Annotated in this window: 8 protein-coding genes and 3 pseudogenes; 4 read left to right on the top strand and 7 right to left on the bottom strand. The window is 67.2% G+C overall.

The features are described from left to right. Nucleotides 1-208: 208 nt before the first annotated feature. From IO24_RS0139580 to IO24_RS0139590, 3 genes are all read right to left on the bottom strand, one after another. A complete protein-coding gene (locus tag IO24_RS0139580) occupies nucleotides 209-379 on the bottom strand; it encodes a hypothetical protein (protein WP_030853914.1) in 171 nt (56 codons plus the stop codon). A 312-nt stretch (nucleotides 380-691) separates the two neighbouring features. Continuing rightward, the gene (locus IO24_RS0139585) at nucleotides 692-928 is read right to left on the bottom strand and encodes a colicin immunity domain-containing protein (protein WP_157851354.1); all 237 of its coding nucleotides are present in this window, start codon (nucleotides 926-928) and stop codon (nucleotides 692-694) included. A gap of 50 nt (nucleotides 929-978) precedes the next feature. Then, nucleotides 979-1,458 carry a hypothetical protein gene (locus tag IO24_RS0139590; protein WP_234335436.1) on the bottom strand — a complete coding sequence of 160 codons (480 nt, stop codon included), beginning with the start codon at nucleotides 1,456-1,458 and terminating at the stop codon, nucleotides 979-981. 148 nt (nucleotides 1,459-1,606) lie between these two features. Between IO24_RS0139590 and IO24_RS44100 the strand changes: the two genes are divergently transcribed. The 3 genes and pseudogenes from IO24_RS44100 (at nucleotide 1,607) to IO24_RS0139610 (ending at nucleotide 4,610) form a co-directional block, all read left to right on the top strand. Then, nucleotides 1,607-2,257: an aldo/keto reductase gene (locus IO24_RS44100; protein ID WP_234335438.1), complete on the top strand. Its 651-nt coding sequence runs from the start codon at nucleotides 1,607-1,609 to the stop codon at nucleotides 2,255-2,257. Nucleotides 2,258-2,259: 2 nt separating this feature from the next. Continuing rightward, nucleotides 2,260-2,496: pseudogene (locus IO24_RS47010) on the top strand (flavoprotein); the annotation flags it as partial. A gap of 587 nt (nucleotides 2,497-3,083) precedes the next feature. Next, the gene (locus tag IO24_RS0139610; protein ID WP_037669848.1) at nucleotides 3,084-4,610 is read left to right on the top strand and encodes a family 43 glycosylhydrolase; all 1,527 of its coding nucleotides are present in this window, start codon (nucleotides 3,084-3,086) and stop codon (nucleotides 4,608-4,610) included. 223 nt (nucleotides 4,611-4,833) lie between these two features. Here IO24_RS0139610 and IO24_RS0139615 read toward each other — a convergent pair whose 3' ends face one another. After that, on the bottom strand, nucleotides 4,834-4,959 hold the full coding sequence (locus tag IO24_RS0139615) for an ATP-dependent DNA ligase (protein WP_234335442.1): 126 nt from the start codon (nucleotides 4,957-4,959) through the stop codon (nucleotides 4,834-4,836). A gap of 125 nt (nucleotides 4,960-5,084) precedes the next feature. Here IO24_RS0139615 and IO24_RS47015 point away from each other — a divergent pair. After that, nucleotides 5,085-5,435: pseudogene (locus IO24_RS47015) on the top strand (hypothetical protein); the annotation flags it as partial. Between the two features lie 51 nt (nucleotides 5,436-5,486). On the opposite strand, the gene IO24_RS0139625 reads toward IO24_RS47015, so the two are convergent. From IO24_RS0139625 to IO24_RS44110, 3 genes and pseudogenes are all read right to left on the bottom strand, one after another. Continuing rightward, nucleotides 5,487-6,080, bottom strand: a complete 594-nt coding sequence (locus tag IO24_RS0139625; RefSeq protein ID WP_031144666.1) for a hypothetical protein — start codon at nucleotides 6,078-6,080, stop codon at nucleotides 5,487-5,489. Nucleotides 6,081-6,325: 245 nt separating this feature from the next. Next, complete coding sequence (locus IO24_RS0139630; protein ID WP_031144667.1) at nucleotides 6,326-6,634, bottom strand: immunity 53 family protein; 309 nt, start codon at nucleotides 6,632-6,634, stop codon at nucleotides 6,326-6,328. A 46-nt stretch (nucleotides 6,635-6,680) separates the two neighbouring features. After that, nucleotides 6,681-7,189: pseudogene (locus IO24_RS44110) on the bottom strand (transposase); the annotation flags it as partial. Nucleotides 7,190-7,300: the final 111 nt, after the last annotated feature.

Consider the following 7,300-nt stretch of genomic DNA (forward strand, 5'->3'; position numbering starts at 1 on the left):
TCCTCCACACCTACAACCACCACCGCTGCCACACCGCACTCGCAGGCCAGCCACCCATCACCCGCGTCAACAACGCTGCGGGTCAATACACCTAGTGCCCGGGAAGGTGGTGGTTACACCGTTTGCCCGGGGAGATGTCATGAGACCGGACATGCCTGTGGGCCCCGGGTGTTCCCGGGGCCCACAGGCTGGTGGCTGCGTGGCGGGGTTACCAGCGATACCAGCGGCCCTTGCGGCCGCCTGTGTCCGCACTGCGCAGCACGAAGCCCAGCAGCCAGACGACCAGCACGATGACGGCGATCCACCACAGTGCCTTCAGCGCGAATCCCGCGCCGAAGAGGACCAGGGCCAGAAGCAGGACGAGAAGCAGGGGAACCATAGATATCAACCTCCGTTGCTCCTCGTGCCCGGCGATTCGAAGAACACGCGGTCGATCTGCCTGGTTTCTTCACCGCTCTTGCGGGAACTGGGCTCAGTTTCGTCACCGGCGTTCACCTCAGTGGCGGTCGACGGGCAGGGTGCCCATGGCGCCGACAGCTGTTGGGCGGCGGCTACAGACTGGAGCGCGGCCGAGCTGCCGCCGGTAGGGAAAGGTGGTCGTGTCTGTGCCGGACAGGCGGAGCAGGTCGCGGTGGGCCCCTGTCGATGACTCGAACGAGTCATCGACAGGGGCCCACCTGCTCAGAGCGCCCTAGTGGTCATAGCCCCCGGCAGGCATCGCCCGTGCTCCGGCCAGCAGCTCGACCCCTGTCACGTCTCCGGGGTCCCGCGCGGTCACATCCGCCACGAAGTCCTCGACCACGTAGAACAGTTCGTTCAGCACGGCGAAGCCCTTGTCGGAAATGTCCCGCAGACCACGGAACTCGGCCCAGAACCTTGACTCGAATTCCAGCGCGTCGATCTGTCCGGCGATGACGAGCTCGGTCATGGCCACGTAAGGCGCGAGTGCCGCGTCCCCTCTCGCGGTGCACGCGGTCGTCATTCCTGGTTTCCGGTGCCACCACCCGGCGGATTCGACACGAGCGCCCGGAGTTCGTCAAGGACCGGGTTCTCCGCAAGAGCGGGACGGTTCTCCACCAGGCATGCGATGCCGGAGGCGACGAAGGCGCGCACCGCTGCGGCGTAATCATCAAACGGGCATTCCGGAGGCACCGCGGGTGCTCGGTGTGACGAGGTGAACCTGACCCTATCGCCCGCGAGCTCGAGGTGAATCACGTAGGAGTTCTCGGTGAAATCGATCTCCGCCGAGCCGCCCGCGCGCAGCTCCTGCAGGGTGTACGCCAAGGTGAACATGATGTCGACCAGCGGTTCCCGCGTCGCGGACAGAAACGCGTGCCCGCCCACCTTGAAGTCGATCTGGTACGCGAACCATCCGTAGCGCAGATCCGTCGCGCTGAGGGTGGCGAGCACGATCAGTCCTTCCCGCCAGGCACGCTCGGCACCCGCAGGAATATCCATGTCACCGTCGGGTGTGAAGTCGATGCTTGCGATCAGATGTCCGCCAGTTCCCGTAGCGAACGCATCGCCGGGTTCTGGGACAGTGCCGGATAGTGAAGTTCGAGGTACTCCACACCGTCGGTGATGAACGACCGGACCCCGGACACGTATGCGTCGAACGAGCAGCTGGGTGCGCTGGCAGGTCCGCCGTAGCCGTGAGCAGCTCGGACGTGAGCGGCTGGACCTGGTCCTGCTGCACAGCCCGGAACGCGCCCACCCCGGCGACCGTCTCGCCCTGCACCAGGCGATGCGGGACGCCTTCATGGTCCTGGAGGAGGAGGTAGCGGTCGGGAACGTGGCCGGGTACGGGGTCGCCACGTGGGCGGGTCTGGAAGAAGAGGCGTTCACGATGGGGGAGCTGCTCGCCCTGGCCGCCGAAGCCGCGGGCGGACAGCTCCACCACCTGGTCGCGGTCCAGCTGCCGGTCAGCCTGGTGATGATGACGCCGCATCCAGGCCCTGGACGGCCGCGGTCGGCTCCCGGCCGCCGTGGGCGTGGGCCTGCGGGTGATGGCCTCAGCTCCGCTGCACGGCGGCGAGCTCCCCGGCATGGTCGACCAGGAGCTCGCCGACCTCATCCGGCCGGGCCTTACCCCCGCACAGGCGTGCTCCTCACCGTCGCGTCATGCCCAGGAGTGACGGACGTCCTCATCGCGGCCTCCAGTACGCCACACTGGAGGGATGCGGCCGACGCCGTCGCCCAACCCTCGCTGACTGCCGCCAAGTTGCGGGAGATCACTCATGTACTCGCCTCCCCCTGACCACCCGCGCCGACGGCCGTGAGGAGCGCCTCTTCGCCCGTGCGGTCGTCGACGCCTCCGGCACCTGGACCACACCGTCCCCGGCCGGGGGCAGCGGCCTGGCCGCCCTCGGTGAGAAGGCCGCCGCCGACCGGATCACCTACCGCGTCCCGGACCTCAAGGACCCGGTCGTTCGCGCCCGTTACGCGGGCAAGCGCACCGCCGTGATCGGCTCCGGCGCCTCCGCCTTCACCGCCCTCGACAGTGATGGGACCATTGGCCGGGCTCCTATGAAGTCACAGACGCTCGACCGGCCGCGCGCAGCGACACCACTTGGAAGATCGACAATTCCAAGCAAGGACAACCCAAGTGCCGGTCAGCTGCCGGGTCAGACCTCCAAGCGGTGCCGCGGGCTACATCATCACTGTCAGCTGCTGCAGCGGCCCGCCCTGCCCGGTCAGCTGCAGCCCTTCCGGCCGGGCCCGCTCCACCAGCATCGCAACCGGTTGCTCGTCGGACACGGGCGCAGGCTGCCCCAACGGGGCACTCTCGACAGGTTCCACGGTCTCCAACTCCACGGCGGCGTAAGTCACTTGACGTCTCTCCCATGATCGTCGGATCCACCGTTAGATTTACACTCCCCATCGCCTTGCCCGACGACCCGGGCGGGGACGTCACCGGACGCGCCCTCGGTAGCAGGCAGCGCTTCCATGCCGGTCTTGTCCGATCTATTGACGGTGTTCCTGACCCACCTCTACCTTTCGTCCGCAGTTCCGCACAACGTTCGTAATATCGAATGGTGGCTGAGGTGAGTCGTTTGGACGAGCCGCCGCTGGAAGGACCACCCGTGCACCGCACCCTGCACCCTCGACTGTCGAGTCGTCGGTGGACGATCCTCGGGGCAGTCCTGCTGTCCCTGGTCACGTCCCTGTCCCTCGTCGTCACGCAGCCCACCGCCGCGGCCGACGGCAAGCCGTTCACCAACCCGGTCAAGACGCAGAAGGGCGCCGACCCCTGGCTGGAGTACTACAACGGCAACTACTACCTGGTGACGACCACGTTCACCAACAAGCTGCTCATGCGGAAGTCCCCCACCCTCGCCGGACTGAGCACCGCCCCGAGCGTGGAGATATGGTCGGACACCACCGCGGGCCGCAACGCCAACATCTGGGCGCCGGAAATCCACTTCCTCGACGGCAAGTGGTACCTGTACTACTCGGCCGCACAGGCCGACGCCACCTGCTGTGACACCCAGCGCACGCACGTGCTGGAGAGCTCCGGCAGCGACCCGATGGGCACGTACACGTACAAGAACATCCTCACCGACGACAGCCTCACCCCCGGCCCGGCCGCCGCCCAGGGCTGGCTGATCGACGCCAGTGTCCTCAAGCACGACAACAAGCTGTACCTGCTGGGCAGCGGCAAGATCAACGGCAGTACGCAGAGCCTGGTCATCGCCCCGATGAGCAACCCGTACACGCTCAGCGGTCCCTTCACGATCATCTCCAGCCCCACCCTGAGCTGGGAGACCTCCGGTGGCCCGGTCAACGAGGGGCCAGAGCCGCTGTACCGCAACGGCCGCACCTTCCTCACCTTCTCCGCCAGCAGCTGCTCGACCGCCGACTACAAGCTGGGCCAGCTGGAGCTCACCGGCAGCGACCCGCTGAACCCCGCCTCCTGGACGAAGAAGCAGACCCCTGTCTTCCAGCGCAACGACGCCAACGGGGTGTACGGGCCGGGACACAACGGGTTCTTCACCTCGCCCGACGGCACCGAGAACTGGATCGTCTACCACGCCAACAGCGCGGCCAACGGCGGCTGCGGCAACGCCCGCACCACCCGCGCGCAGAAGTTCACGTGGAACGCCGACGGGACGCCCGATTTCGGCAACCCGGTCGCCACGGGGGTGACGCTGGCCGGCCCCTCGGGTGAGACCGTGACCACCCCGACCGCGTACACCATCGTCAACCGCAACAGCGGCAAGTGCCTCGACGTCGAGGGCGGCAACACCGCCGACGGCACCAACATCTTCCAGTGGAGCTGCACCGGCGGCGCCAACCAGAAGTGGCGCATCGAGGACATGGCCGACGACTCCAGCCGCCTGGTGAACGTGGCCACTGGCAAGGTCGCGGACGTCGCCGGCTGCTCTTCCGCCGACGGCACCGACATCCGGCAGTGGTCCTGGCTGAACAACAACTGCCAAAAGTTCCGCCTGATCTACACCGGCGGCGACTACGTCCGGATAGTCAATGCCGCCACCGGAAAGGTCGCGGACGTCGCCAACTGCGGTACCGGCAACGGCGTCGACGTACGTCAGTGGTCCTGGCTGAACAACAACTGCCAGCAGTGGCGGCTCGTGCCCACGACCGCCTGACCGTCCGACGGCCCCGGGGGTACCGGGGCCGTCGGCCTAAGCACCCAGTGGTTGGGCTGCTGGCATCCCCGTTGTAACCCCCTTCGACCATGCCCTGGTCGGAGTTGAGGATGAGGGAGGGCGGGATGGGCGGCGCGGACGCAGCCGGGGATCGGGGCACGCTCAGGCCGGTTGCGCGTCGGCGGGGCCGCCGCGCCGGGCCGCCGTCAGTGCGGCGGTGACGTCAGGCGGGGACGTCGGCGGGGGAGAGGTCGGGGCGCGCACGGTGCCAGCGGGCGGGATGTCGCCACCGACCGGAGGCGTCGCGGGCGACGTCGACGCCGACTTCCACCACCAGCCCGGGTTCCACCAGCGTGACGTTCAGCTTCTCCTGGCTGCGGAGAGCCGGTGATCGCGCCGACGATCGCCTCGCTCGTCTCGCGGACCTGCTGGTGACGGCGCAGTGTTCCGTTCCTGCGCTATTCATGCGCGGTTGGCCTGCTGCGACACACCCTCTACTTGGAGAAGCTCACCCACCGGCTCGCCGCCGACTGGCTGGCCTACCGCCATCAGCGCTGGCCCGCCTCCGTCAACCCGCACTTGCTGGTCAGCCAGAAGACCGCACTCGACCCGGACCACCCGGCCGTGCATAGGGTCACCCTCGGCCAGGTCGTCCCACCCAATGGACCCACACTCGACAGGCTGCGCCAGGACCGCATCCTCGACGAAGCCATCGCCACCGGCGACCCGCTCAAACTCATGAGGCTCTTCGGCATCACCGAACAGACCGCCATGCGCTACGTCGGCACCGCCTACCCAGAGCGAACCGCGAAACTGCCCAGGTAATGTGCGGGCAGGCGGCATGCGGACTACTCCGAACCAAGATGCACACGAGGCCTAGCGCTGGGTCTGTTCCATTGCGGCGATCTCGGGCGCCGTCGCCGTGGCCCGCTGGCCTGCCTGGACCTGCTGGAGTCGTTTGATAGTGGCAGCCAGCACGTCATGGGCGTCTGTGGGATCCGCGCCCGCGTCCTCCACTCTGACTCGGGCGATGACGGTGCCCGACCTGCTGTAGCCGTAGACCGTGCCACTCGATCCGCTGTGCGCGAGGTAGACCGACTCCTCTCCGACTCGACCGGTCTCGAGGGGGGCCGTTCCATCCGTGTCCGGCCACTGGTCGTACGCCGCCTTCGCGTGCGCGACATTGTCGAACTGGCAGACGTCTAGATCAATGCCTCGCGAGACGGTCGATCCCTGATAGTCGTAGTCGCCGCTCCCCGCTCGCTGCCAACCGGCCGGCGCTGGGGTGTCCAGCGGAGCACAGTCGTCGGGCTCGCCCGGCATGCTCTTGTGCAGACTGCCGGGAAGGTAGCCGGGGACCAGGTCCTCAGCGTCGGGAATCGCCTGTGTGAGTTCCCCCCGGCTGAGCTGCTTGGTCAGCGGCAGGTCGGTGTTGTCCTTGGACTTCCTCGCCTTGCCGGTTCCGCTCACTGACGGCGCCCCAGCGGGGGCCGGCGGCGCCTTGTCCGCGGAGCAAGCGGATAGCGTGAGGCAAGCCAGAAGCGTTGCAACGAGGGGAAGGTGACTCCTTGACATGTTGTCAACATAGATCAGATCCGGGCCGCCAGATCCGAATCTCGTCAGGTACCACGGGGCTCGACAAGATCCGAAAGAGACGCCCTAGTGCTCCGACCGCATAGGCTCACCGGGTTGGCGTCCCGCCGCCGTGCAATTGTTCAAGGAGTGTTCGCGGTCGCCCAGGAGCGGAACAGGGCGAGGGCTTCGGTGAGATTGCCGGGGCCGCATCTGGCGTGAAAGGTCTTCTCGGAAGTCCATGCCCAGACCCAGTCGTGAGCGCTGCGGTTGACGTCCTGGCGGGGGTATTCGTGTTGCTCCAGGTCCGTCTCCTCCAGGTCGATGGTGACGGTCCAGCCGGGGTTGTCGAGCGTGGCGATCTTCAGGCCCCACTCGTGCTCCCAGTCCTCGTTGCACTGCGCGGCGTACCAGTGCTGCAGCCAGTCAAGGACATCTTCCGAATCGCTCATGCCAGGGGATGCTAGTAGTGTTCTGACCATAGGTTCGCCGGGCCGCTCAGACCGTGATGGCGAGGGGGCGTCCGCCCCAGCGGATGCCCCTTCTCGCTGCGGATGCGGGCGCGTTCCTTGCGTTCGGCGGCCAGGACGTCGCGGTGGCGGGCGTTGGCGTTTCGCCACCGCAGGTAGGCGTGTAGGGCCCGGGACTGCACGGTGTGGTTGGGGGTGGTTCGAGTTGGCGATGGTGAACTGCCGCAGCGGCTCGAAGTGGGCTTCGATCGGGTTCGCCCAGGACGCGTAGGTCGGGCTGAAGCACAGTTCGACCTTGTGTTTCTTCGCCCAGCGGCGGATGTCGGCGCCCTTGTGGGCAGACAGGTTGTCCAAAATCACGTAGATCGGGGCGCCGTCGGGCCGGGCAGCACGGATCGATTTCAACGCGGCCAGCGTGTTCACGGCTCCCTTCTTGCGCCGGTTCACGACCCACATGCGGTCGTCGCCGACCGAGTAGCAGCCGTGGAAGTACCGGACTCCGTGGGTGCGGTGGTAGGTGGCCGGCAGCCGGTGGGGATACTTCCGTTTCGCCTAGAGGTTGTCCCGTATGGGGCGTGGGTTATCGGGCGAGGGCCAGGTTGTGTAGCCGGGCGATGCCGAGCATGGCCTGGTGAACGCCGTTGCCCT

It is taken from the genome of Streptomyces flavovariabilis, from assembly GCF_000725785.1.
GTDB classification, from domain to species: domain Bacteria; phylum Actinomycetota; class Actinomycetes; order Streptomycetales; family Streptomycetaceae; genus Streptomyces; species Streptomyces hawaiiensis.